Genomic DNA, 22,715 nt, shown 5'->3' with positions numbered 1-22,715 from the left:
GGGGCGGGTCATGACCGCGACCACTTCTGGTTGGCCTGGCCGTTGCAGGTCCACAGCACCAGCCGCGAGCCGTTGGCGGTGGCGGCCCGCTCGACGTCCAGGCACAGGCCGGCACGCGCGTTGCGCAGCGACCCGTCGGAGCCGAGCGTCCACTTCTGGTTGTCCTGGCCGTTGCACGACCAGGTGATCACCCTGGTGCCGTTGGCGGTGCCCTGGTTGTCCGCGTCGAGGCACTTGTCGCCGAACACGCGCACCTCACCGCCGGCCCAGGTGGTCCACAGCTGGTTGGCGGCGGTGTGGCAGTCCCAGACCACCACGGCCGCGCCGGCGGCGGTGGAGGCGTTGTCGACGTCGAGGCAGCGGCCCGAGCCGGTGCCGCGCAGTCGGGAGGTGGTGGCGGTGATCGGGCTGCCGCCCGTGACCCGGAACGCGGCGACGCCGTGCGCGGGCACGCTCGCCGAGATCGTGCCCGCGCTGGTGGACGTGCCGCCGGTCCACAGGTCGGTGAGGGTGAACCCGCCGCCGGACAGGCCGATCTGCGCGGCCGTGGTGGAGATGGTGGTGGTGCCGCCACCGCGGTTGAGCAGCCCGACCGCGACCGAGCCGTCGGACAGGGCCTTGGCGAAGACCTCCGTGTTGCCGTCGTCGCGCACGCGCCTGCCGCCCGCGCCCAGCGGGTCCTGGTTCACGGCGAGCAGCCGCGGGTTGCGCAGGATCGCGCTGACGTCGGCGGACATGGTGCGGATGTCGTTGCCCGCCATGAGCGGCGCGGCCATCAGCGCCCACAGCGCGAAGTGCGCGCGGGACTCGGTGAGGCTGAGCCCGGGACGGCCGACGACGAGCATGTCCGGGTCGTTCCAGTTCCCCGGGCCGGTCTGCGCGGCCAGGGGCGCGGTGACGTCGAGGACGTTGCCCACGCCCATCGGGTAGCTGTTGGTGTTGTCGTTCTGCCAGATGTCGAGCAGGTCCTCGGTGGTCCGCCACAGGTCGGCGACCTCACCCCAGTCGTACTTGTCGCCCGTCGGCGCGTGGAAGCTGTTGGAGTTGATGCTGTAGACGATCGGGCGGCCGGTGGCGCGCAGCGCGTCGCGCATGATCGAGAAGCGGGCGACCTGCTCGTCACGGGTGCCGGCGCCCGAGCACCAGTCGTACTTCAGGTAGTCCACGCCCCACGAGGCGAACGACCGGGCGTCCTGGACCTCGTGGCCCTTGCTGCCCGTCGAGCCGGGGTGCGTGCCGACGCCCTGCGCGCAGGTCTTCTCGTTGGGCGCCTGGTAGATGCCGAACTTCAGGCCCTTCGAGTGGATGTAGTCGCCGAGCGCCTTCATGCCGCTGGGGAACTTCGTCGGGTGGTGCCGCAGGTTGCCCGAGGAGTCGCGCTGCGGGTCGAACCAGCAGTCGTCCACGACGACGTACTGGTAGCCCGCGTCGCGCATCCCGGAGGACACCATCGCGTCGGCGGCCTGGCGGACCTGGGCTTCGGTGATCCCGCAGCCGAAGCTGTTCCAGCTGTTCCAGCCGAGGGGCGGGGTGAGGGCGGGACTGCCGGGCGCCGCCTGTGCGGCGGGTCCCGCGACGGCGGTCGTGAGCGCCACCAGGACGGCGACCACGAGGTGGAGCGCTTTCCAGGGTCGGGCGGGCATCGTTGCCCCTTTCGCGCAAGGTGGGGAGACCGCCGGCGTGGGTGCCGACGGCGTGGGTCGGGGGGTGGTCGTCGGGGTGCGGCGGGCTCACGAACCGGTGCACGTGGCGGTGCCGACGGCCGCGGCCGCGGAACCCGACGCGATGAACCCGAAGGCCGCCGAGGCGCCGGGGCCGAGCGCGCCGTTGTAGGGGGCGTTGGTCACGGTGACCGTTCCGGCGCCGGACGCCGTGCCGCCCCAGACCTGCGAGACGGCGTGCCCGTTGGGCAGCGCCAGTCGCACGGTCCACCCGGTGATCGCCGACGCGGTGGGGTTGGCGACGGTGACCTCGCCCTGGAAGCCGCCGCCCCAGCTGCCGGTCACGCGCGGCGCGGCCGTGCACGTGCCGCCGGGCTGCGGCTGGTCGCCGACGCTGCCCGGCACCGAGCGCAGGGCGTCGTACCAGACCGTCGCCATCTTCGCGTAGCCCGCCGTGTCGGGGTGGATGCCGTCGGGCAGGTCCGAGACGGGCACCGCCGGGTACGCGTCCACCACGTGGACGCGCTTGCCGGCCGCCGCCTTGGCGCGCAACAACGGGACGATCGCGGCGTTGTAGCCGCGCACGGTGGCGTCCGCGAACCGGATCGGGATGATCGTCGAGACGAACACGTCCGCCGACGGCGCCTGGGCGGTGATCTTGTCCACCAGGGCCGACAGGCGCCTCGGCGCGCCCGCCGGGTCGCTGCCGTACATGTCGTTGGTGCCGATGTGCAGCAGGACCGTGCGCGGCGCGTGGGCGCGCAGCCAGTTCACGACGTTGGCGTCGACCTGCGCGATGGTCCAGCCGGGGTGGCCCTCGTGGTCGCGGTCCGGCATCGAGGACGGCCCGTCGACCGCCGATCCGACGAAGTCGACGTCGCGCCCGGCGGACCGCAGCTTCGCGCCCAGGTCGAGCCGGTAGCCGCCGCTCGAACCGCCCTGGGTGATCGAGTCGCCCAACGGCATCACGCGCACCGGTGCCGCGAGCGGGGCGGCGGCGTCCCCGGTGGCAGGAGCCGCGAAGGCGGGCTGCGCCGTCAGCAGCACGGCCACCAGCACACCGGACAGCACCTTCAGCGGGCTCGACATGGTGAGCCTTCCCGGGAGACCGAAGTGGACCGGGTCGCGGTTTCCCTGCGTCGTGTTGACGGGTCACTTCGAGCAATGTAACCAGGCCACTACAGTCGGTCAAAGCTAAATTTGTGAGCGCTAACTTTTAGCGGAACACGGACGACTGTCGAATAGCTCATTCGAACTGGCCAGATAAGTGCAGGTAGAGCGCGACCGCCTGGAGGAAGACTCCGTTCGGCGGAGCCGAGGCGTACGTCTCCGAGCGGTCGCTTTGTGAACGTGCACAAAGGGGTACGGACCCCGGCGGGGGCAGCGCACGCGAAGGGTCCCCGTCCGGAGGAGGCGATGCTTCCGGACGGGGACCCGGCTCGGGGCTGGTTACGGCCTCAGGAGCACGCGGTGCCGTTCAACGACGGCGAGGAGAACGGAGGCGTGGTCCCGCTGTAGTTCGCGTTGTACCCGATGGTCACCGACGCACCGGTCGCGAGCGTGCCGTTCCAGGACGCGTTGCCGACGCGGACCGCGTCACCGGTGTCGGTCCACGTCCCGTTCCAGCCCTGCGTGACGGACACACCCGGCGCCGAGAACACGAGGGTCCACCCGTTGATCGACGGCCCCCGGTTCCCGATCACGATCTCGCCGCTGTACCCGCCCGACCACTGGCTGACCACCCGGTGGCTGACCGTGCAGCCGCCGCCCGGGTTGCCACCCGTGCTGGTGGTGGTCGTGGTGGTCGTCGTCGACGTCGGCCCCGCCGCCATCGCCAGCTCGTACGCGCGCTGCGGCACGAACTGGCCGGCCTGCGCGATGCAGCCGTCCGCCTCGCCGGGCAGCTTCACCCACAGGAACGCGGCGATCTGCGCGTCCCCGGTGTTGGTGGTGCTGGGGATGCCGATCGCGCGCCCGGCCGGGTCGCACCACTCCTCGCCCAGCGGGCCGTTGCCGTTGCGGCTGGTGTCGATGACGGCCTTGAGCCTGCTGTCGCCGAGCGCGTTGAGGATGGCCTTGGTGTAGGACACCTCGGCGGAGGTGGTGCGGTAGTTCGACACGTTGCTGGCGATGCCGTCGGCGCTGTTGGAGACGTCCGCGGCGCGCAGCCGGTTGGCGGCCTCCGACGGGGAGAGCCACGCGGAGTTGCCGATGTCGAAGTACACCTTCGCCTGCGACGACCCGGACTTGAGCTTCTTGCCCGCGTAGGCCATCGAGGCCCTGGTCTGGCTCTGCTGGTCCGCGTTCTGGCAGTTGCTCATGATCGGCAGCACGTCCGGTTCCAGGATGATCGACGCCGGGCGCCCGGCGAGACCGGCCGCGACCTCGTCCACCCACGCCCGGTACGCCTGGTGCGACGGGGCGCCCCCACCGCTGGCGCCACCGCAGTCGCGGTTCGGGATGTTGTAGACGACCATGATCGGGATCTTCCCCGCCGCCGCCGCCGCGCCGACGAACGAGCTGACCTCCGAGCGCACCGACGAGGTGTTGGTCGTGGTGTACCACCGCGCCTGCGGCACGTTGGCGATCCGGTCGCGGATCACCGCCGCCCGGGAGTCGCCGGGGTTGGCGGCGACCCACTTCGCGCTGGAGTTGGAGGTGTCGACGTAGAAGGCCGAGTCGGCGGCCTGTGCGGTCGTGCCACCGCCCACGGCCAGGGCAGCGGCCCCGGTCACGAGCGCGATCGAGAGCACGGACGCGGACGCTGCCCGCTTCCTCCGCTTCATGGGATCTCCTGTCAGGGTGCCGGGTGAGCGTTCTGGACGGGGACGGCGACTGGCGCGCCTCCGGTCACGAGGCCGGGGAGGGGGCAGCGGCGCCGCCGCGTGCCGTGTTCGTTGCTCTCATCCGATGTCCTCGCAGCGTCGTTGCTGTGTCAGGTGGGCGCGTTCGCCCTGGGAGCGCTCCCAGACGTGTGGTCGCCGAAGGTCATGGCCACACGCGAAGGGATTCGACTTCGAGTCAATCTAGCCATGCCGGATGAGGCAGTCAATTGCCGACTGAGCTAAATATGTTAGCGCTAACTTTAGCACTCTTTCGTATACGACAGCGAAGAGCCACCGCTGAATCAGTAGCTTGTTAACGCTCACATCACAGCGGTCCCCGGGAGTCGCATCCGGTCGCCCGGTCGTCCACCGCTCGACGGCGGACCGGCCGACGGCCGGGAGCCGAGATCCGGCCCGACCTCGTCACCGGTGCGATGAGTAGTACTCAGTCGACGGCATCGACCTGCTCTCCGATCCAAGAGCCCGAGAGCTTCGGGCGACCTCGCCCACGCAACTCCGCGAAACTCGACGTGCCTGCTCTCTTGACGACGTGGGAACCCGAGGGCTGTCATGAGTAACCGTCGGGACCACGCTCGGATGAGTCGGACTCTTGGCGGCTCTTGGCGGAGAACGGGAGGTCCACCTTGGGCTCACGACGGGTCACGCTCGCGGATGTGGCCAAGGTGGTCGGCGTTTCCCAGACCACCGTGTCCCTGGTGCTGTCGGGGCGCGGCCGCGACCTGCGGATCTCCGAAGGCGTGCAGCGTCGGGTCCGCGAGGCCGCGGCGGAGATGGAGTACCGGCGGAACCGGTCCCCGGTGGGGCGGCACGGGACGAGGACGCGGACGATCGCGTTCGTGTCCGACTCGGTCTCCGGCTCGCGGGTCGCCGGCGACGTGGTCGGGGGCGCGCTCGCCGCGGCCCGCCGGCACGGCGTGACGTTGCTGTTCGGCGAGACGGAGGGCGACGCCCGCGCCGAGCGGGCGTTGATCGGGACGATGCACGACCACCGCGTGGACGGCATCGTCCTGGCCGCGGCGCACACCAGGACGAGCAGCGTCCCGGCCGGGCTGGCCGTCGGCGCCGCGGTGCTGCTCAACGTGCTGCCCTCGGAGCCGTCACCGCTGCCCCGGGTCCTGCCCGACGAGGTCCAGGGCGGGCGCGCCGCCGCGCGCGTGCTCCTCGACGCGGGCCACGGCGAGGGCATCCACGTCGTCGGCGCCGGCCCGGACGGCGACGTCCCCTTCGGGCGGACGGCCGCCCTGGACCGGCTCACCGGTGTCCGCCAGGCGCTGGGCGAGGCCGGCGTCGAAGTGGAGAGCGGGCGCCCGTGCCGGTGGTGGTTGCCGCAGCACGGTTTCGAGGCGACGCGCGACCTGCTGCGCGCGGAACGCCCCCGCGCGCTGGTCTGCCTCGACGACCGGCTCGCCTTCGGCGCGTACCAGGCGTTGCAGGACGCGGGTCTCAGCGTGCCCGACGACGTCTCCGTCGTCTCCTTCGGCGACCACCCCGTCGCCTCCTGGCTCCGCCCCGGCCTGACCACCGTCGCCTTCCCGCACCACGACCTCGGGGCGAAGGCCGTCGACCTCCTCCTCTCCCCGTCCGAGCAGCACGGCGCGGACCGGTCGTGCGGGGGCACGGCCCACCACGTCCCCATGCCCGTCCGCGGCAGGGGCTCCGTGGCGCCGCCGCGCTGAGGGACCGGTGGGGCGCGCTCACCACCGGAACGGCGCGCCGGCGGCCCGCAGGAACGCCAGTCCCCCGGTGGTGAGGGCGTCGGGCGAGGCGGCCAGGGGCCGCCAGATCGAGGCGGCCGTCGCGATCGCGGCGTTGTCCGGCGTGAACGACTCGATGCACAGCGGGCCGCGGTAGCCGGCGTCGGCCAGCGCCCGCAGCAGCGCGGGCCAGTCCTGGTGGTCCTCCCCCGGCGTGCCCCGGTCGTTGGCGCACACCTGGACGTGTGCGATCCGCGCGCCCGCGGTCCGGATGGCCTCGACCGGCGAGGACTCCTCGATGTTCATGTGGTAGGTGTCCAGCGCCGGCCCGCACCCCTCGTCGGACAGGCCGTCCAGCGCCTCCAGGGCCTGTTCGACCGTGTTGAGCAGGCTGTTCTCGTAGCGGTTCAGCGGCTCCACCGCCAGGCGCACGCCCGTCGACGCCGCGTGCTCGACGACCGGGGCGAGGTTCTCGCGCAGCTCGGCGTAGACCTCCGGCCGGTTCCCGACGCGCCAGGTGCGGCCCACCGGGCCGTACGCCGGCCCCGCCGCCACACCGCTGCCGACGACCGCCGCGACGTCCACCACGTGCCGCAGGTAGTCCCGGGTCCCGGCGACGGCGCCCGCTGCGAGCAGGTCCCGGCCGGGTGGCATGACGAGGCACACCGCGGCGCCCAGGCCGAGGTCCGCCAGCAGGTCCGCCGCCCGGTGCGGGTCCCAGTCGCCGGGGTTCTCCACCGGCAGTTCGACGACGTCGAAGCCCCAGTCGCGGATGCGCGGCGCGAGCCGGGCCAGGACGTCGTCGGTGAGCGGTGACGCCCAGACCCAGGTGCTGACGCCGATGTCCCACACGCCCGCGCCTACTTCCACGGACCGGGGTAGCCCGGCATCGACTCGCAGCCGCACATGGCGTAGTGCAGCGGCGGCATGTCGTCCCGGATGAAGTCCGCGACGTCGGCGCCGGTCACCTCCGGCTGGGGCAGCACCCACTCCCGGGGCACCGGCTCGCCCGCGAGGACGCGCAGCGCGGCGATGACCGGCGTGCGCCACTGGAACGTGGGGTAGGTGGGCGCGATCGCGGTCATCCCCTCCGCCACCCAGGTGCGCAGGAAGTCCTGCTGGTCCTCACCGACGAACGGCGGGATGGGCGCGCCCGCGTCCTGGAACGCCTCGACCGCGGCGACGGCGGTCGCGCCGGCGTCCATCCACACGCCGTCGATCCGGCCCTCGCGCTGGAGGTAGTCGTCGACGACGGCCTTGGTCCTGGCCGCGTCCCCGTCGGTGCACTCGACGCCGACGACGTCCAGCCCGCTGTCCGCGAAGATCTCGCTCGCCGCGGCCCACCGCTGCTCCAGCACGTCCACACCGGGCAGGAGGCGCAGCGCCAGGACCTTGCCGCCCGACGCCACCTCCTCCAGGAACTCGGCGCCGTCCGCGCCGAACGCGAACCCGCCGATCGGGTGCCGCACCGCGACGGGTCCTCGTCGGCACCGTAACCAGCGACGATGTGGAGCGTCAACGCTCAAAACTGCAAAAATTGTTAGCGCTAAACGTCCGGCGTAACGCTCAGACTTGTTCTTGTGCCGGCAGATTGCGATTGTCTAATGTGGATTCGACCAGATCGGTGCCGCAGAGATGTTGTCGTTCACAAGCCGTCGGTCGAGACGGTGGCGACCACGCGGTGGTCCCCGAAGACGTCAAGACCCCGGGGGCGGGACCGTCGTCGGTCCCGCCCCCGGGGTTCCGATTCCCGGGTTCCGCTCCCCGGTCAGGCGATCGTGCAGGCCGCCCCGTTGAGCGCGAACGACGCGGGCGCACCCGGGTTGCCGGTGTGGGTGGCCTGGAAGCCGATGCCCACCGAGGCGTTCGGGGCGATGTCGCCGTTGTACGCCGCGTTCCTCGCCGTCACCTGGCCGGACGACGGGGAGTACGTCGCGTTCCAGCCCGAGGTGATGGTCTGCCCACCCGGCAGCGTGAACACCAGCGACCAGCCGCGGACCGGCTCCGAGCCGGTGTTGGTGATCGTGATCTCCGAGGTCAGACCACCGTTCCAGGCGTTGACCTTGTCGGCCACCCGGCACGAGGCGTCACCGGGCGGGTTCGTGGTGGTGGTCGTCGTCGTTGTCGTGGTGGTCGTCGTGGTCGTGGTCGTGCTGCCCGGCGGGGTTCCCTCGAACTGGGAGAAGAACCTCCAGACCTCGCCCTTGGTCCACGACCTGGCGCCGTCCTCGCAGGCGCACCCGTCCACGGCGCCGGGCAGGTGCCCGCCGTCGAACGCGGCCCACACCACCGGGTACCCGGCGCGGCACCCCTGGTACGCGGTCGTGACGTGCGTCAGGCTGCCCGCGGCGGGTTCCCGCGGGGTGGTGGCCGTGCAGCCGTTGTTCCGGACGAACCTGTCGCGCAGCGACCGACCCTGCGAGATGTCGAGCACCGTGTCGCCGATGCCGTGGATGCCCAGGTAGGCGACGGGCTGCGTGCCGCCGTTGCAGCCGCTCAGCTGCGCGCCCCCGAACACGGCCACCGCCCGGAAGACGTTCGCCCGTCCGCACGCCAGCGCGTAGCTCATGCCGCCGCCGTAGCTGAACCCGGTCGCGAAGCGCAGCGCCGTGTCGACGCAGAGCTCGGCCTCGATCCGCCTGAGCACGTCGTCGACGAACGTGACGTCCTGGTCACCGGTGTTGGGCCACGCGTTGTCGATGCCCTGGGGCGCGACGAGGATCGCGCTGTTGTTCGACTGCTCCTGCTGCCCGTAGTAGGACCAGGCCGCGCCGCCGCTCCCGCCGGAGGCGACGTCGTTCGCCGTGCCGTGCCACCAGTGGAAGGCGAAGATCAGCCGGTACGCCCTGGTGTTGGTGTAGTTGTCCGGGACGCGCAGGATGAACGTGCGGTTCCGGCCGCCGCTCTGGATCGTGTGCGTCCCGCTCCGCAGCGCCGGGGCCTTGCCGCACCCGGCGGTCGTCGCCTGGGCGCCTGTCGACGTGGGTGCCGCCGCCGCGCCGAATCCCGTGCTCAGCGCCGTGACGCTCGCCGCGAGCGCCACCAGCGCCACGGCCCCGGCGATCAACCGGGAGGTTCTCTGCCTCGACATCACACGACTCCTTCCGCCGTTCTACCGGCGAGGTGGGTGCGCCGGCGGCGTCGGTGCCGGCGGCGTCGGTCGAGCGGGTTCGGCAGCCGGCGTCGGTCCGGGTGGACCGACGCGGGTGCCGGTCGGCGCGCGCGAAGGCATTGGACCGCCACCGGAGAACGGGTGGCGGCCTCCGGGCCGTCGAGCCCGGGCTCCACCCGGCCACCGGTCGGGATCGAGGCGTTGCGGGGCGCGGTGCGCGCGCTCACCCGCCCCCGACCGGGGACACCCGCGCGTCCCGCACCTGCCCGACACCGGGCACCCGGGACCGCCGACGCCGGGAGCGACGCGGGCGGGATCGACGTGCGCGGTCGCATCGAGGTCTCCCCACGTCGTCGTCGACGGTCGGCCGGCCCTGGCGGAGCCGGCCGACCGGGAGGGCGCCGGAACCGGACACAGGTCCCGACGCGAGGAATGTAACCAGGCGGACACACCGCGTCAAAGCTAAAGATGTTAGCGCTAACTTTAGCTGAACCGAAGAATCGCAACGAAATTTTCGATCACTTCGTTGACATACACCCAGGTAGAACGAAATATTTCGAAACGAGCCGCCATTCGGAGCAGTTGGCCGGCTTTGCCCATCTGCGATGCCTTGTGAGCGTGAACAAACGGATGGCACACTGCGTGTCACCAGGACGTCACGGGTCGAGGGAGCGCTCGCGACCACCCTCCGGGGCCGCCGGTCCCACCGGGTCGGAGCGTCGTCAGGAGGACCGCACGCGCACCGAACCGCCCTCGCGCAGCGGCATCGGCACCCGGTGGACGGCCGGCGACCTCCCCGTGCGCCGACGCCGTTCGAACAGGTCCAGCAACACGTCCACCGCGCGCACACCCAGTTCGTGGTGCGGCAGGGCCACGGTCGTCAGCCGCGGACGCATCCAGGAGGCGATGGGATGGTCGTCGAACCCGATCACCGAGACGTCGTCCGGCACGGACAGACCGGCCTCGCCCAGCGCCTGGTAGGCCCCGAACGCCAAGCGGTCGTTGAAGCACACCAGCGCCTCGGGGCGGTGGCTCCGCAGGATCGCGCGGGTGGTGTCGTAGCCGTCCTCCGGCATCCACCTGGGACAGCGGTGCGCGCCGGCCGGCTCGACGCCCGCCTCCGCGAACGCCTGGCGCAGGCCGATGAGCCGTTCCACGGCGGCGACGCTGTTGGGCGGGATGTCGTCCAGGTCCGGGCCCGCGCCGATCAGGTGGATGCCCGACCGGTGTCCCGCGTCGAGGATCGCCCGCGCGGCCGAGCGGCCCGCCCGCACCTCGTCGGGCAGCACCGAGGGGACGGTCGAGCGGGACGCGGGCATGGCGTTGAGCAGCACGGCGGGCCCGTCGCCCAGCCCTTCCGGGACGGCGACCGACCTGGTGTACATGGCGGCGAAGACGATCCCGTCCACCTGCCGGTCGTGCATGGCCTCGACCAGCGCCCGCTCCACCTCCGGGTCACCCCCGGACTCGCCGACGAAGAGCATGGAGCCGCGCCGGTGGGCGGCGTCCACCGCGCCCTTGATCATGTTGCCGGCGAGGCCGGACGAGGCGACGGTGTCGGACACGAAGCCGATCGTCCGCGTGCGACCGGTGCGCAGGCCCACCGACAGGGTGTTGCGCCGGTAGCCCAGCTCCTGCGCGTTGGCCCGCACCCGGCGTTCCGCCTCTTCGGAGATGCGCAGCTCGCGCGCGCGTCCGCTGAGGATGAGCGACGCGGTCGTGCTGGACACGCCGCTCGCCGCCGCGACGTCGGCCAGCGTCACCCGCCTCCGCCCCACCGGGGACCACCTCCCGATCCGCGACCCCAGCACGATCCGTCACGATTTCGCGACGCTAACACGATTTAGCAGGTCCCAGTGAGGAGAACGCGATGCAGCGCCCGGATATCCGCCGCGCCGTGACGGCGGCAGCCGCGTTGACGTTGTCCGTCGCCGGCTGCACCGCGCCGGGCTCCGACGCCGTGCCCACCGCGGCCACGGCGGGCACGGCCGCGGCCCCCTCCTGCGGGGTTTCGCCGGTGACGTTGCGCGCCCGCTTCGAGACCGGCTTCCCGCTCGCCAGGGCGTTGGCGGACGAGTTCACCCGGCAGCACCCGAACGTCACGTGGGACATCCGGGAGGAGCCGTTCGACGTCCTCACCCGCAACGCGCCGCGCGTGCTGGCCGACGAGCCGCCGGACCTCATGCGCCTGCCGCAGATCTCCGACGTCGCGGGCGCCGGGTTGCTGCTGGGCCTCGACGGCTACGCCCGCCGGTTCGGGTGGGCCGGCCGGCCGCCCTCGCAGACGCGCCCGCTGCGCGTCGGGAACGGCGGCCGGCCGCGCGGCGAAGGTCCGCTGTACGCGACGGGGTTGTCCACCAGCGTGACGGGGTTCTTCTACAACAAGGAGCTGGCGGCGCGGATCGGCGTGCGCGAGCCGGGCACCCTGGCCGAGCTGGACGACGCCCTCGCCCGCGCCGCGCGGGCGGGCATCACCCCGCTGGCGGGGTTCAACGGCGGCGCGACGGGCGGGTTGACGTTCCCCCTGCAGAGCCTGATGGGCGCGTACGGCTCGACGAGGGCGATCGACGACTGGACGTTCCAGCGGCCCGGGGCGCGGATCGACACCCCGCCCAACACCGAGGCCGCGCGGCACCTGGCGCGCTGGCTGGCCGCCGGCTACTTCGACGCGGACCTCAACGCCACCGACTACGCGCGCATGGTGGACCGGTTCGCCTCCGGCCGGGCGCTGTTCATGGTCAACGGGGACTGGGAGTCCGCCGCGCTCGACCGCCGCATGCCCGGCCGCGTCGGGTTCTTCCTCACGCCGCCGCTGACCGCGGGCGCGCCCCGCGCGGCGATGGCCGGACCGCCGTCGTTCGGGATCGCGGCACGGGCCGCGCACCCCGACTGCGCGGCGGTGTTCCTGGACTGGGCCGCGTCGGACCGGGCCGCCCGGGACCTCGTGGTGCGCGTCGGCGGGGCACGGCCCCTCGGGCCGGTCGACCCGACGCTGCCGGTCGAGCCCGGTTCGGTCACCGCCGCCACGTTCGCGGCCACCGACGAGGTGCTGGCGGACGACGCGGCGATGGACTTCATCGCGAACGCCACCGGCTCCGTGTACGCCAGGAGCTGGACGCCCCGGTTGCAGCAGCTCGTGGAGGGCGACCTGACCCCCGAGGGGCTGCTCGCCGGCGTGCAGGCCGACTACGTCGCCCAGACCGGGGGCTGAGGGTGGCCGGCCGCCGGCTCGGGTGGCTGTTCGTGCTCCCCGCGCTCGCCGTGTACGGGGTGTTCGTGCTGCGACCACTGGCGCTGACCGCCCAGTACTCGTTGTACCGGTGGGACGGCGTGGGACCGTCGACGTGGGTCGGCTGGGACAACTACGCCGCCGTGTTCACCGACCCGGACCTGGTCGCCCCCCTGGCGCACGCGCTGCTGCTGGTCGTGGCGTTCGCCGCCGGGCCGGTCCTGCTCGGCCTCGCCCTGGCCGCCGCGGTGCGGCCGGGTCCTTCGCTGGTCCTGCTCCTGCCGCAGGCCGTGCCGCCGGTCGCGGCGGGGTTGGCGTGGAGCGTGCTGCTGTCCTCCACGGGCGCGGTGAACCGGTCGCTGGAGGCGGTGGGGCTCCACGGGGTGGCGCGGACGTGGCTGGGCGACTCGTCGACCGCGCTCGCCGCCGTGGGGGTCATCGGGGCGTGGGCGCTGCTCGGGACGTGCGCGCTGCTGCTGTCGGCGGGCGTGCGGCGGCTGGACCCGACCCTGTACGAGGCCGCCCGCCTGGACGGTGCGGGGCGGTGGGGGGAGTTCCGCGCGGTGACGCTGCCGGGGGTGCGCCGGGAGGTCGGCGTGTGCGTGGTGATCACCTCGGTCGCCGCCCTGTCGAGCTTCGACGTCGTGTACGTGACGACCCTCGGCGGACCCGGCGGTGCGACGTCGGTCCCCGCGCTGGAGGTGTTCCACCTGGCCTTCACGGAGCGCCGGGTGGGCCTGGCGTCGGCCCTGGCCGTGGTGCTCGTGGTGCTGGTGCTGGCCGTGGTCGCCCCGGTGCTGCGGTGGTCGCGGTGAGGGCCGGGGTGCTCGTGCGCGTCGGGCTCGCCGTCGTGACGGTGCTGCCGCTGGCGGAGCTGTTCCTCACCGCCCTGCACCCGCCCGGCACCTATCCCCCGGGCCTGACCTGGCCGGACGACCCGCACTGGTCGAACTTCGCGCTGGCGTTCCGGACCGCGCTGGTGGACCGGGCGCTGCTGTCGGGACTGGTGGTCGTGCTCGCCGTGGTGCCCGCGGTCCTCGTGCTGTCCACCGCGGCCGGCTACGGGCTGGCGCGGCTGCCGTTCCCCGGTTCCCGCGCCGTGCTCGGCCTGTTCGTGGTCGGGCTGGTGCTGCCCCGGGAGGCGATCGTCGTCCCGCTGTACCAGCTGGTCCGCGACCTGGGGCTGCTCGACACGACGGCGGGGCTGGTGCTGCCGCTGATCGCCGTGCACCTGCCGTTCGGGGTCGTGTGGATGCGGACCCACTTCGCGTCGGCGGACGCCGAGCCGGCCGAGTGCGCCCGCGTGGACGGGGCGGGCCCGTGGGCGGTGTTCCGGCACGTGCACCTGCCCCCCGCGGGCGACGCGCTGCGGTCGTCGGCGCTGCTGCTGTCGGTGTGGACGTGGAACCACCTGCTGTTCGCCCTGGTCCTGGTCGACGACCCCCTGCGGCGGACGGCGGCGGGCGCGCTCGGCGCGTTCCAGGGCCGCTGGGGCACCGACGTGCCGCTGCTGTGCGCGGGTGCGCTGCTGATCACCGCGCCGGTGGTCGTGCCGCTCGTCCTGCTGCGCCGCCGGTTCGCCGACGCCCTGGTCGCGTGGGCCTCGGTCCGCTGACCCGATCGAAGGAGACTGTCCGTGAAGCCCACGCCCGACATCACCATCGCCCAGGTGGCCGCGCTGGCCGGGGTGTCCACCACCACGGTGTCGAAGGTGTTCAACGGACGCGGTGACGTCGCGGCGGGCACCCGTGCGGCGATCGAGGAGATCATGCTGACGCACGGCTACCGACCGCGGACGCGGTTCGTCACCGCCCCGCTGCTGGAGCTGGTCCTGCACGGGCTCACCGGCCCGTACGCGATGGAGGTCATCCGGGGCGCCGCCCGCGCCGCCGAGGCCCACCGCGTGGCCGTGGTCCTGTCGGACCCCGGTGGTCGGCCGGCACCCGGCGACACGTGGATCGAGGCCGTCGTCTCCCGCCGGTCCCGGGCCGTCGTCTCGGTGCTGTGCGCGCCGACCGCCGAGCAGCGCGCCCGGCTGGCGGGCCGCGTGATCCCCGTCGTGCTGGTGGACCCGATCACCGAGCCCGGTCCGGGGGTGGCGGCGGTCCACGCGGCCAACCGGGAGGGTGGCCTGGCCGCCACCCGGCACCTGCTGGAGCTGGGGCACCGGCGGATCGCGGTGATCACCGGGCCCGCGGGCGCGCTGTCCGCCCGGGAGCGACTCACCGGCTACCGCGCCGCCCTCGACACCGCGGGCGTCCCGCTGGACCGCGCCCTGGTCCGCGACGGCGCCTACCAGGTGGAGAACGGTCGCCGGCACGCGCACGAGCTGCTCCGCCTGCCCGACCCGCCGACGGCCGTGTTCGCCTGCAACGACGCCCAGGCGCTCGGTGTCTACCAGGCCGCCCACGACAGGGGCCTGCGCGTGCCCGACGACCTGAGCGTGGTGGGCTTCGACGACCTGCCGCCCGCGAGGTGGGCCACGCCGGGTCTCACCACGATCCGCCAGCCCTTGCGCGACATGGCCGCCGAGGCCACCCGGCTGGCGGTCCTGAGCGCCCACCACGGGTCACCGGCGCACCACCGGGTCGTCCTCCCCACCGAACTCGTCCTCCGCGCCAGCACCTCACCGCCGGCCCCCCGTCAGTTGTAGGGCATGGTCGGGAACCAGCCGAACCCGAAGATCGCCGGGACGCGGACGTCCCAGTACACGAGGAGGAAGACGCCCAGGGCGATGAGCAGCGCCGAGCTGACGACCGCGGTGCGGTGCTGGTTGCCGCCGAACCACCGCAGGAACCGGCCCTTGGTGACCAGGGCGAGCACCGTGAACACGATCACCGCGAGCAGGATGTTGCCGATGGACTGGAGCACGAACGTGCCCGCGCCGTACAGCGGGTTCCCGGACTCGACCGCGGAGCGGAACAGCTTGATGAACAACGGGTAGGGGCGGCCGATCAGGAACGCGCCGACCAGCGCGCCGAGCACCACCACCCGGGCGACCGGGCGGGCGCGGAACAGGTCGGGCACGACGCCGAGGGCCGCGAGACCGAGGTAGGTCAGCGCCAGGCCGACGACGCCGAACACGACCGCCGACTGCACCAGGCGCGCCGGCATCGCGCCGACGGTCGCGGTGGACAGCTGGGGCAGGCTCGTGCCGACGAGCACGCCGACCGCGCCGTAGACCGCCGACACCCCGACCATGCCCGCGGTGAACCAGCCGAGGGGGCGCGCCAGTGCCCGCGCGGTGCCCGACGCCGCCCCGCTCGCCTGGCTCATCGGTCCGATGGACGCGGCCATGGCGATGTTGCACGCGGTGAAGGTGCCCGCGAGGCCGGAGACGAACGCGAACGCCAGACCCGCGGCGGTGCCCGCGATCGACGCGGTCGCGGCGTCCTCGCCGAGCAGCGCGTTGGCCACGTTCGCGCCGATCACGTGGTCGACCAGCTCGTAGGACCACAGGACGGCCAGCAGGACGCCCGCGGCCGCGCTGCCGAGCACCAGCCGCCCGGGTCTGGTGGGACGAACGGTTCCGGCGACGGCCGGGACTCGGGCCATGGCGCACACCTCACTCGGCTCGACCAGCGGATTCCGTCCGATCGAGTCTGCTGGGCCGTGCGCCGGTGGGACCACTCCCTGGTTGCCGTGGCTGCGGGCCGGTCGTGGCCGGAGCGCCCGGACCACCACGCGTTCGGGCACACCCGTTCCGGGTACCCTGAGTCGTTCGACACCGGCTCACATGGCATCCATCACACGTTCGTGCTGTTCGCTCGGTGTACGCGCGGTCGAGACGTGGACGGGGGTGCGGGATGGGCGGTCCGCAGGTGTCGACCCGGCGGCTGCGCGTGCTGGAGGCGATCACCGACGGCGCGCTCAGGGAACTCGACCTGGACAAGTTCTTCGAGGTCCTGCTGTGGCGGGTGCGCGACCTGTTCGAGGTCGACACCGTCACCGTCCTGCTGACCGACGCCTCCGGCGAGCAACTGGTGGCCAGGGCGGCCTCCGGCTTGGAGGAGGAGGTCTTCCAGGGCGTCCGCGTGCCGGTCGGGGCGGGCTTCGCCGGGCAGGTGGCCCAGCGCCGGGAAGCGGTGCAGGTCGACCACGTCGACGAGTCCACCGTGGTCAACCCGCTGCTGTGGCAGCGCGGCCTGCGGACCCTGCTGGGCGTGCCGATGGTGACCCACGGCGACCTGACCGGGGTCCTGCACATCGGCAGCACCACCACCCGCCGGTTCACCGACGAGGAGATCGACCTGCTCCAACTGGTCGCCGACCGGTTGGCGATGGCGGCGCACGTGCACCGCTCGCGCTCCGAGCGGGCCGCCGCCACCCTGCTCCAGGACAGCCTCCTGCCCTCGCGCCTGCCCGCCGCCGACGGGTGGGAGATGGCGGCCCGCTACGTGCCCGGCACGGACAGCGGCGTCGGCGGCGACTGGTACGACGTGTTCCCCCTCCCCGGCGGGCGCATCGGCCTGGTGATCGGCGACGTCGTGGGCAACGGGCTGCCCGCCGCGATCGTCATGGGACGCCTGCGCAGCGCGCTGCGCGCCTACGCCCTGGAGTTCGCCGATCCCGCCGAGGTGCTCGGCAAGCTCGACCGGAAGGCCAGCCACTTCGAGAGCAGCACCATGGCCACGGTCGCCTACGCTGTCATCGACACGGCGACCTGCCGCATGGACCTCGCCCTGGCAGGCCACCTGCCCCCCGTGCTCGCCGCGCCCGGCCGGCCGGCCGCCTTCGTCGACGCCCCGATCGGCCCGCCCATCGGCTACGCCCTCGCCGTCACCGGTCGCCGCGGCGCCGTCGTCGACGTGCCGGACGGCGCGCTGGTCGCGCTGTACACCGACGGCCTCGTGGAACGCCGCGGGCAGGACCTCGACGGCTGGCTGGAGGTGCTCCGGGAGGCCGTCACCCCCGTGCCCCCCGAGACGGCGTGCGCCCGGATCATGACCACCCTGGTGAACGACCGGCCCGCCACCGACGACGTCGCCCTGCTGGCCGTCCGGCACTGCCCCGCGGTCGACCGGCCCTGACACCTGTCCGTTTCCTCCTGCCGCGCACCCGGTGCCGATCAGCCGGACGACGCGGCGTGGACCGACCGCCGTTCCCCGGCGACATGCCCGTGGTGACGTTCCGGACACGGATGAACACCGTCGGTAGACCCTGGTGGTGCGTGCGGTGCTCCACGCTCGCGTTCGGCGTGGCGGCCGGCACCGGTGACGACCACGGGCGTGATGATCACGGTCCACAGCTACGGCGACCTGATCATGCGGGCGTGGGGCTGGACGTGGAACGCGAACCCGAACGCGGCGCTGTTGGCGGCACCGGGTGGGAAGAGGGTGGCGTCCACCGGGTACGCGGTGGTGGCCGAGGGCGACACGACCGGCACGACCGGCGACTTCGCCTACGGCGACCCGGGTGTCGCGAGCTACACGTTCGAGATCGGGTCGGGCAGTGCAGTTGCGAGGGTTCCTGCCGGAGCACTCGTGCGTGGACAGCCTGGTCCGGCCGAAGAACAAGGGAGCGTTCCTGACCGCGGCGAAGGCGGCGAAGGCCCCCTGCGCGGCTGATCCGGTCGTGCGTCACCACCCCACGCCCGGTACCTCGGCGCGGGGTGGTGGGGGGACACCGCCGGGGCGGTGGTGGCACGACGCGCGCCCTGCCAGGACCCGGAACCTCGACGTTCGTGGCGTCGCGCTCCGCTCCGACCGGGCCGCGGGGGTGTGCGGGAGGTCATCCGCGCAGGGACGGGGAAGCCGCCCCGTGCGGTGTGGGCCGATCATGCGATCCCGCCGCCGATCGGCGCAACGACTTTTCCGGCGGGCGGCCCACCCGGACACGGGTGCGGCCACGTCACCCGGGGTCGGCCGGAGCCCCGCACGTCATCCTCTCCCCAGGCCCCGGCGCGACCGTCGCGGGGTGGAACCCGGCCCGTCGTGACCGCGCCGACGGGTCCGACCACCCGACTTTAAGACCACCGTAACCGCCGTCCCCATCCTGGGCACCGTGACGCCGCGGGCTCTGCCGCGGGTGAGAGGAGCAGGGGTTCGATGAGCGGGACGACGTGGTGGAAGCGGGTCGCGGTGGTCGGGTTCGCGCTGGGGGTCGCGAGCGGGGTGGTGGGCACCGCGCACGCCCGGGCCGCGGGCCAGTCCGTCGGCGTCCGACTGGTGGAGGCGGTCAGCGCGGCCACCACCCCCGGCAAGTCCGTGACGGCCTGGTGCCCGAGCGGCACGAAGCTGTACTCGGCGGGCGGGGCCGTCCGGGACGCGTCCGGGCAGGTGGCGATCGACGCCGTCCGGCCGTTGCCCGACCTGTCGGGCGTCGTGGTGAGCGCCCGGTCGTTCGGGGCCACGTCGCCCTGGGTCGTGCTCGCCCGCGCCGTCTGCGCTCGCGGCAACCCGGTGCTGGTGCGCCCGGACGGGTTCGGCGCCGCGCAGGTCGCCGTCAAGGAGGACTCGGTCTCCTGCGAGGTCCCCGGCAGCCTGACCGGCCTCGGCGGCGAGGTCGTGGGCTCCGACCCGGCGGACCCGGCGGCCCTGTACGGGCTGGTGCCCGACGCGGGCCTGACGACGGCCACCGCGAAGGCGGCCGGGCCGGCGGAGGCCCCGTGGGCGGTGAAGGCGTGGGCGATCTGCGACCCGGCGAAGGCGGGCCTGCTGGTGCGCGAGGTCGCGAAGGGCGACATGTCCGGCTCGTTCGAGCAGACGGTCACCGCGACGTGCGCCGACGGCTACCAGTACACCGGTGGCGGCGCCTCGGCGTACGGCAACGCGACCGACTCGCTGACGGTCGCGGTGGCGTGGCTGCCGGACCCGGACTCGGGCACGATGACGGCGATCGGGACGAAGGGCGCCAGCCCGTGGGGCATCGAGGCGTACGCGATCTGCTCCAAGGGGTGAGTCACCCGGCGCGGAGCGGCGCGGGATCGGGGAGGGGGCTCGGCTCCACGTCGATCTCGCGCATCCGCGACACGTAGGTCCGGTAGCGGCGGCGGGCCTCGCCGTGGCTGCCCGACGCGGTGAGCGCGCGCACCAGCGCCAGGTGCGCGGTCTCGTCGTAGCAGTCGCGCTCCAGGACGCGCAGGCAGTACCGGCTGGTCGCGACGTGGTCGCCGGACGCGGCGGCGTGGCCGGCCAGCGCCGAGGCGACCTGGAGGTAGGTGAGGCGGGCGTCCTCGCGCAGTTCCGCGGCCCAGTCGGCGTAGGGGTCCTCCTCCAGGAAGTCGCCGGTGTAGGCGGTCTCCGCCGAGGCCAGCAGCGCCGCCGGCCCGCCCGTCAACCCGGCCCGCGCGTCGGCGAGGAACCGGATCACGTCCACGTCGACGACGGTCGGGTCGAGGCGCACCTGGTCGTTGTCGGCGACGATGCCGTGCCCGTCGCCGCGGTCGGGGTCGAGCACCAGGCGCGCGGTGGACAGCGCCACCGAGAACCGGTTGGCGACCCGCTCCGGCGGCTCGTCCGGCCACAGCAGCGCCATCAGCGCCTCGCGGGTCGCGGGCCTCCCCCGCCGCGCGACGAGGATCTTGACGAGGTCGCGCGCCTTCTTCGACTGCCACGCCGTGGCCGGGACGGTCTCGCCCCGGCGCAGCACCCGGAACCCGCCGAGGGTGCGGATGGACACGGCGGGGCCGGTCGACCGGCCGCACGCCCCGGCGACCGACGCGGCCTCCGCGACCAACCCGCGGGCGCCGAGCCGGGCGGCGGCCTGACCGGCCACCGTGACCAGCGCCAGGCCGTCCGCGCCGCCGAGCACCCGTGCCCTGGCGATCGACACCTCGATGCCGCCGAGGGGGTTGCCGATCCCGGCCCACGCCGCCGCGGCCTGGTCCAGCAGCGACAACGCCTCGTCGCGACCGGCCTCGTCGCGACCGGCCGCGGCCCGACCGAGCAGTTCGAGCGCCGCCGCGCCGGCGGCCCGGTCGCGGCGCCGGGCGGCCACCGCCTGGGCCTGACCGGCGTGGGCCGCCGCCTCGTCCGGTTCGCCGCGCGCCAGCGCGAGGCGCGCGGCGGCCAGCAGCGCCGCCGGGTAGCCCAGGCCGGTGCCGCAGGACAGCGCCCGGCGCACCAGGTCCTCGGCGGCCCGGGGCTGCTCGTCGGCCAGCACCCGGGCGAGCCCCGCCAGGGCGGGCACCAGCTGCGGCACGGCGTCGTTCTCCTCGGCGAGCCGCACCGCCTCGGCGAAGGCGTCCCGGGCCAGCGCCCGCTCCCCCCGGAGCCGGTGGACCTCCCCGAGCGACTCCAGCGCCAGGCTGGCCAGCCGCGATCCCGTCCTGGTGTAGACCTTGCGCGCCGCGTGCAGGTCGGCGGCGGCCTCGTCCAGCCGCCCGAGGCCCAGCCACGCCGCGCCCCGGTTGTTCAGCGCCAGCGCCCGGTAGCTGGTGAACCCGGTCAGGTCGGCGAGCCGCAGCGCGGTCTCCAGCTCGGCCAGCGCCTCCCCGTGGTCCGCTTCGTGCACGAGGTGCGCCGACCGGTTCACCCTGATCCTGATCTCGGCCAGCACGTCCCCGGCGAGCTGCGCGTGCGCCAGCGCCCGCGCGTAGTGGTCGGCGACCGCCGAGCGGTCGCCCTCCGCGTCGGCGACCATGGCCAGCACGGTGTGCGTGGCCGCCAGCGCCGCGTCGTCGCCCGCCTCCTCGGCCAGCACCGTCGCGGCGGCGACCTCGGCCCGGCTGGCGGCGACGTCGCCGCGCGCCCAGTGCGCGCTCGCGGCCAGGCCGCGCACCCTGGCCTCGGCCGCCGGGTCCGCCCCGGTGGTCGAGCACTCCCCGCAGGCGGCGAGCGTCCGGTCCGGTGCGCCGCTGAAGTAGTGCATCGCGGCGATGCGGGCGGCGAGCGCCGGCGGGGTGGGCACGCCGCGCGGGGTGGCACGCCGCAGGCACGCCAGGGCCGGTCCCCACTCGCCGCGCACCTGGTGCGCCACGCCGGCCAGCTGCCACGTGACCGGGTCGCGCTCGTCGGGCGGGATGGCGTCGACGGCGGCGGTCACGGTGTCCGCGCCGCCGCGCTGGAGCAGCTCCTCGCCGTGCGCGGCCAGCAGCGCGCCGACGGCGCGGTGGTCGGCGAGCCCGGTCAGCGCGGCGAGCGCCTCCGCGAGGTGGCCCCGGTCGGCGAGCCACGCGGCGGCGGTCGCGCCGAGCCGGCGCCGTTCGGCGGGGGACGGCGGGGTGCGGCCGGCGACGAACGCGCGCGCCAGCGGGATCAGCCCCAGCCAGCCGGGGTGCGGGATCAGCCGCTCCACGAACAACCCGCGGGCCAGCAGGTCGTCCAGCACCGGCGCGGCGTCGGCGAACCCCAGCGCGACCAGCAGGTCGGCGTCGAAGCGGTCGAACAGCGCGGCGGCGGCCAGCAGCTCGCGGACCCGGCGCGGTTCGCGGTCGAAGACCTCGTGGGCCAGGTAGTCGTACAGCGCGCGGTCGTGCGGCGCCGCCGCCGCGGGCGGCACCGGTCCGGCCGCCGGGTCCGGCACCCGCGCCCCGGCCGCCATCCGCACCGCCACCGGCCACCCGCCGGAGAGCCGGTGCAGCTCCGCGGCGGCGCGGTCGTCGGGCAGCAGCTGCCGGGTCTCCCCCTCGGTGAACGCGAGCTGCGCGGCGGAGACCTCCAGCGGCCCGCCCGGCCCGGCCGGCCGCCGCACCGGGAACGGCGGCGGCTCCCGGCTCGACAGCACCACGCGCAGCGCCGGCGGGGCCTGGAGGCACAGCGCCTCCAGCAGGCCGCACGTCCGGTCGTCGCGGCCGATGACGTGCAGGTCGTCCAGCACCAGGAGCACCTCCCGGCCGCCCGCGCCGGTCGTGGCCTCGGCGACCGCCTCGCACAGGGAGGCGGCCATGGCGTGCACCCGGTCGGCCCGCCCGGCCTCGCCCGCGTCCTCGTCGTCGGCCAGCACGCCGGGCGGTCGGAAGCGCAGCGCGGGCAGGGCGGAGCGCAGGGCGGCGGCGAGGTTGGCCAGCAGCGGCTGGGCGGAGCGGTCCTCCTCGGTGAGCGTGTGCCAGGCGACCGGGGCCCGCGCGGTCCAACCGGCCAGGAGCGTCGTCTTGCCGTAGCCGGCGGGCGCCACCACCGTGGTGATCCGGCCGGCGCGCGCCGCGGCCAGCAGGTAGTCCAGGCGAGGCCGCGCGACGGCGTCGGTGGTCGCGGGCGTCGTCACACGCTATCCATGCCACACCCGGGCCGG

Annotated in this window: 17 protein-coding genes; 8 read left to right on the top strand and 9 right to left on the bottom strand. The window is 74.2% G+C overall.

The genetic code is table 11. The features are described 5' to 3' along the window. Nucleotides 1-8: 8 nt before the first annotated feature. The 3 genes from CKY47_RS23875 to CKY47_RS23865 form a co-directional block, all read right to left on the bottom strand. The gene (locus CKY47_RS23875; RefSeq protein ID WP_306748261.1) at nucleotides 9-1,643 is read right to left on the bottom strand and encodes a glycoside hydrolase family 27 protein; all 1,635 of its coding nucleotides are present in this window, start codon (nucleotides 1,641-1,643) and stop codon (nucleotides 9-11) included. 87 nt (nucleotides 1,644-1,730) lie between these two features. Then, complete coding sequence (locus tag CKY47_RS23870; protein WP_306748260.1) at nucleotides 1,731-2,750, bottom strand: cellulose binding domain-containing protein; 1,020 nt, start codon at nucleotides 2,748-2,750, stop codon at nucleotides 1,731-1,733. 368 nt (nucleotides 2,751-3,118) lie between these two features. Then, the gene (locus CKY47_RS23865) at nucleotides 3,119-4,447 is read right to left on the bottom strand and encodes a glycoside hydrolase family 6 protein (protein ID WP_306748259.1); all 1,329 of its coding nucleotides are present in this window, start codon (nucleotides 4,445-4,447) and stop codon (nucleotides 3,119-3,121) included. Between the two features lie 713 nt (nucleotides 4,448-5,160). Here CKY47_RS23865 and CKY47_RS23860 point away from each other — a divergent pair. Next, entirely contained in the window at nucleotides 5,161-6,183 is a 1,023-nt protein-coding gene (locus tag CKY47_RS23860; RefSeq protein ID WP_306748258.1) for a LacI family DNA-binding transcriptional regulator, read from the top strand. Between the two features lie 18 nt (nucleotides 6,184-6,201). Here the strand turns inward: CKY47_RS23860 and CKY47_RS23855 are convergent, their stop codons facing one another. The 4 genes from CKY47_RS23855 to CKY47_RS23840 all read right to left on the bottom strand — a co-directional run bounded on the left by CKY47_RS23855 (nucleotide 6,202) and on the right by CKY47_RS23840 (nucleotide 11,091). Beyond that, on the bottom strand, nucleotides 6,202-7,053 hold the full coding sequence (locus tag CKY47_RS23855; protein WP_306748257.1) for a sugar phosphate isomerase/epimerase family protein: 852 nt from the start codon (nucleotides 7,051-7,053) through the stop codon (nucleotides 6,202-6,204). An 8-nt stretch (nucleotides 7,054-7,061) separates the two neighbouring features. Beyond that, nucleotides 7,062-7,670, bottom strand: coding sequence for a substrate-binding domain-containing protein (locus CKY47_RS23850; RefSeq protein ID WP_306748256.1), 609 nt, complete (start codon nucleotides 7,668-7,670; stop codon nucleotides 7,062-7,064). Nucleotides 7,671-7,969: 299 nt separating this feature from the next. Beyond that, the gene (locus CKY47_RS23845) at nucleotides 7,970-9,292 is read right to left on the bottom strand and encodes a CE1 family esterase (protein ID WP_306748255.1); all 1,323 of its coding nucleotides are present in this window, start codon (nucleotides 9,290-9,292) and stop codon (nucleotides 7,970-7,972) included. 743 nt (nucleotides 9,293-10,035) lie between these two features. Continuing rightward, on the bottom strand, nucleotides 10,036-11,091 hold the full coding sequence (locus tag CKY47_RS23840; protein ID WP_306748254.1) for a LacI family DNA-binding transcriptional regulator: 1,056 nt from the start codon (nucleotides 11,089-11,091) through the stop codon (nucleotides 10,036-10,038). Between the two features lie 92 nt (nucleotides 11,092-11,183). Here CKY47_RS23840 and CKY47_RS23835 point away from each other — a divergent pair, with 92 nt between their 5' ends. Genes CKY47_RS23835 through CKY47_RS23820 form a run of 4 tightly spaced genes read left to right on the top strand, consistent with a single transcriptional unit; the run spans nucleotide 11,184 to nucleotide 15,195 of the window. Further along, nucleotides 11,184-12,524: an ABC transporter substrate-binding protein gene (locus tag CKY47_RS23835; RefSeq protein WP_306748253.1), complete on the top strand. Its 1,341-nt coding sequence runs from the start codon at nucleotides 11,184-11,186 to the stop codon at nucleotides 12,522-12,524. Between the two features lie 2 nt (nucleotides 12,525-12,526). Next, the gene (locus CKY47_RS23830; protein ID WP_306748252.1) at nucleotides 12,527-13,357 is read left to right on the top strand and encodes a carbohydrate ABC transporter permease; all 831 of its coding nucleotides are present in this window, start codon (nucleotides 12,527-12,529) and stop codon (nucleotides 13,355-13,357) included. Further along, the gene (locus CKY47_RS23825) at nucleotides 13,354-14,157 is read left to right on the top strand and encodes a carbohydrate ABC transporter permease (protein ID WP_306748250.1); all 804 of its coding nucleotides are present in this window, start codon (nucleotides 13,354-13,356) and stop codon (nucleotides 14,155-14,157) included. Before CKY47_RS23830 ends, CKY47_RS23825 begins: the two co-directional genes overlap by 4 nt. A gap of 21 nt (nucleotides 14,158-14,178) precedes the next feature. Beyond that, nucleotides 14,179-15,195 carry a LacI family DNA-binding transcriptional regulator gene (locus CKY47_RS23820; protein ID WP_306748249.1) on the top strand — a complete coding sequence of 339 codons (1,017 nt, stop codon included), beginning with the start codon at nucleotides 14,179-14,181 and terminating at the stop codon, nucleotides 15,193-15,195. Here CKY47_RS23820 and CKY47_RS23815 read toward each other — a convergent pair. After that, nucleotides 15,186-16,097, bottom strand: coding sequence for a hypothetical protein (locus CKY47_RS23815; protein ID WP_306748248.1), 912 nt, complete (start codon nucleotides 16,095-16,097; stop codon nucleotides 15,186-15,188). The genes CKY47_RS23820 and CKY47_RS23815 overlap by 10 nt on opposite strands. Before the next feature lie 251 nt (nucleotides 16,098-16,348). Between CKY47_RS23815 and CKY47_RS23810 the strand changes: the two genes are divergently transcribed. From CKY47_RS23810 to CKY47_RS23800, 3 genes are all read left to right on the top strand, one after another. Continuing rightward, a complete protein-coding gene (locus CKY47_RS23810; protein WP_306748246.1) occupies nucleotides 16,349-17,572 on the top strand; it encodes a PP2C family protein-serine/threonine phosphatase in 1,224 nt (407 codons plus the stop codon). A 201-nt stretch (nucleotides 17,573-17,773) separates the two neighbouring features. Continuing rightward, the gene (locus CKY47_RS23805) at nucleotides 17,774-18,109 is read left to right on the top strand and encodes a M14 family metallopeptidase (protein ID WP_306748245.1); all 336 of its coding nucleotides are present in this window, start codon (nucleotides 17,774-17,776) and stop codon (nucleotides 18,107-18,109) included. A 480-nt stretch (nucleotides 18,110-18,589) separates the two neighbouring features. Next, nucleotides 18,590-19,441 carry a hypothetical protein gene (locus CKY47_RS23800; RefSeq protein ID WP_306748243.1) on the top strand — a complete coding sequence of 284 codons (852 nt, stop codon included), beginning with the start codon at nucleotides 18,590-18,592 and terminating at the stop codon, nucleotides 19,439-19,441. A 1-nt stretch (nucleotide 19,442) separates the two neighbouring features. Here CKY47_RS23800 and CKY47_RS23795 read toward each other — a convergent pair whose 3' ends face one another. Continuing rightward, a complete protein-coding gene (locus CKY47_RS23795) occupies nucleotides 19,443-22,688 on the bottom strand; it encodes an AfsR/SARP family transcriptional regulator (protein ID WP_306748241.1) in 3,246 nt (1,081 codons plus the stop codon). Nucleotides 22,689-22,715: the final 27 nt, after the last annotated feature.

This window comes from Saccharothrix longispora (assembly GCF_030852425.1).
In the GTDB taxonomy this organism is placed as follows: Bacteria; Actinomycetota; Actinomycetes; order Mycobacteriales; family Pseudonocardiaceae; genus Actinosynnema; species Actinosynnema longispora.
Note: the sequence above shows the minus strand (reverse complement) of the source record. Positions and strands in the feature narration are given on the sequence as shown.